Annotated in this window: 2 protein-coding genes; both read right to left on the bottom strand. The window is 71.3% G+C overall.

Annotated features, from left to right (window positions below; translation table 11 throughout):
* Positions 1–169 precede the first annotated feature (169 nt).
* Positions 170–1,078: a TIGR02266 family protein gene (locus FL311_RS42570; protein WP_141333325.1), complete on the bottom strand. Its 909-nt coding sequence runs from the start codon at positions 1,076–1,078 to the stop codon at positions 170–172.
* A 69-nt stretch (positions 1,079–1,147) separates the two neighbouring features.
* Complete coding sequence (locus FL311_RS42565) at positions 1,148–2,500, bottom strand: RtcB family protein (protein ID WP_141333323.1); 1,353 nt, start codon at positions 2,498–2,500, stop codon at positions 1,148–1,150.
* Between the last annotated feature and the right edge of the window lie 120 nt (positions 2,501–2,620).

Raw genomic sequence — 2,620 nt, 5'->3', positions numbered from 1 at the left:
TCGGATACCCAACCCAAGCGGGGACGGTGGGGCTTCGGGTGGGCGCGCTCATGAGGACGAAACCTTTGCATCCTCCCCGTGGGATGTCTGTCTTCATCCCCGGACATTGCCTCTCACGGACACCCCGCCCCCGCTTGGGTTGGGTATCCGACGAAGCGAGGCCCCCGCTTCAGTCGGGATAGAACATCGGGTCGCGCGTGGTGACGAACGAGGAGATGACGGACGCGACCTCCTCGGGCAGGCCGGTGAACTGCACGCCCACGCCCGGCATCAGCTCCGGCATCTTCGGGTTGGCCTCGCGCACCCAGCGCACCACGCCCGTCACCTTCATGGGGCGCCCACCGGGCAGCGTGAAGTCCAGCTCCACCTGCGTGCCGCGCGGCACCGCGTCCACCGTGGCGATGAAGACGCCGCCCTCGCTGATGTCCATCGAGAAGCCGGTGAAGAAGTTGGAGTCGCTGCGCATGTCGATGGACGTGTGCATGCGCACCCGACCGTTGCGCCGTGCGTCCGCGCCCTCCGAGCCGGAGGTCCGCGAGGGCAGCGGCTGTCCCTTCTCGCGCGCGGCCTGGGCCGCCTTCGCCAGCTCCGCCTGCCGGGCCTTCACGGCCTCCTGCTGACGCGCCTTCGCCCGCGCCTGGGTGGCCTCCTGCTGCTGCTTCAGCGCGGCCTCCGCGTCCGCCACCGCGCGCGCCACCTTCTCCGTCTGCTCCTGCTGGATGCGCAGCGCCGCCTGCACCTCCACGCCCATCCGCCTGCGCGCCTCCAGCGCCTTCTGCCGCGCCTCCAGCGCCCTCTCCCGCGTGGCCTCCACGTCGAGTGAGGGCACGGAGGAGGCCTGGAGCCTGGACGCCTGCTCGCCCAGCTGGGGGTCGGCGTCGGGCTCCTGGTGGGCGCGGGCCAGCGAGGCGCGCACGGCGTCCAGACGGCTGGAGAGCAGGGCGGCGTCGGCCAGGGCGCGCGTCACCTGCTCGGCGAGTCGGGACTCCTGGGTGGACAGCTCGCTCTCGGCGCGAGCCAGCTCGGCCTCACGGAGGCCCGAGGCGGGCGCGCGGGAGGCAGGGGACGACGAGGTCATGTCGTGGGACTCCGGAGGGGGGCCACTGTAGCAGGCCCCCCGGAAAGTCCACGTGCCACGGCGTGTGGGTCAATCCGCGCCCTTGATGCAGGCGACCGGCTTGAGCCGGTGCGCCACCCGGGCGAGCCCCGCCATCTCCACCGTCTCCAGCACGTCATCCAGGTTCTTGTAGCAGGGGCCGGACTCGTCCAGCGGCGTCTGCCGGGTGTTGAGGATGATGCCGGCCTCGGCCATGCGCGCGTCGGTGGCGTCCTGCTTCAGCACGCGCCGCGCCTCGCCTCGCGACAGCCGCCGACCCGAGCCGTGGTTCACCGAGTAGATGGACTTGGACGCGCCCTCCTCGGCGAAGAGGATGGCGCTGCCGGTCTCCATGGAGCCGGGAATCAGGATGGGGTGGCCGGTGCCCTCCCAGGCCGTGCGCTTGAGCGCGGGGTGGCCGGCGGGGAACGCGCGCGTGGCGCCCTTGCGGGCCACGAACTTGCCGGCCTCCTTCTGGATGAGGTTGTGCGAAATCTCGTAGTAGACGCTCGCCGTCCCGCCGAACACGTCCTCGAGCGCGGCGCACACGGCCTCGCCGATGATGAGCCGGTTGGCCACGGCGAAGTTGGCCGCCATGTTGTGCAGGTTCCAGTACTCGCGGCCCAGCGCGCTGTCGGCGTCCAGCCAGACGAAGTCCTCGCTGCGGCTCTTGAGGCCCAGGTGCGCGGCGCCCTGCACGAAGAAGTGCTTGGCGATGTTCCAGCCGAAGCCGCGGCTGCCGGTGTGGAGCATCACCCAGACGCGGCCGCTCTCATCCACCTGCATCTCGGTGAAGTGGTTGCCGCCGCCCAGGCTGCCCAGCTGGCCGCGCTTCTCGTAGGCCCGGTCCGGGATGTCCACCCGGTCGTCCTCCACGGGGATGAAGTCGCGCTCGGTGACGGCGGAGCCCCGGCCCAGGGCCTTGGCGCCGTGGCGCACCACCTCCGCGAACGAGCGGTCCGACACCCGGCGCTGCTGCTGCACGCGGCTGGCGCCCACGCCCACGGCGATGCGGCGGGTGACCTGGTCGATCCACTGGCGGCGCTTGGCGGGGTCGGCGACGTCCTCGGCCATGAGGGAGGTCTGCAGCTGCACCATGCCGCAGCCGATGTCATAGCCGGCGGCGGTGGGGAGCAGGACGCCGTCGGTCTCCACGACGGTGCCGATGGGCACGCCGTAGCCCACGTGACAGTCGGGGGTGACGGCGACGCGGGTGACGCCGGGGAACGACGCGGCGTTGACCACCTGGTCGAAGACGGTGTCCTCCAGCCCGGGGACCTCGGGGCCCTCGCCCCACAGCAGCTTGTCCGAGAGGAACAGGTCCGCGTCGACCCGCATGCTCTTGGTCTTGGGCAGGACGTAATGGCCCTCGGCGGCCTTCTCCAGACGTTGCTTCCAACTCATGGCTTTCCTCCCCGGACAGGGGTGAACACGCGCGAGCGACGCAAACGTCCGGAACAAGCTGACTGTCCGGACCGGGTACGCCAGGGACCACCGAGGATGCGGGTGGAGCGGGCGGGAAGG

This window comes from Myxococcus sp. AB025B (genome assembly GCF_006518215.1).
GTDB lineage: Bacteria > Myxococcota > Myxococcia > Myxococcales > Myxococcaceae > Myxococcus > Myxococcus fulvus.
This window is presented reverse-complemented; position numbering and strand designations above follow the sequence as displayed.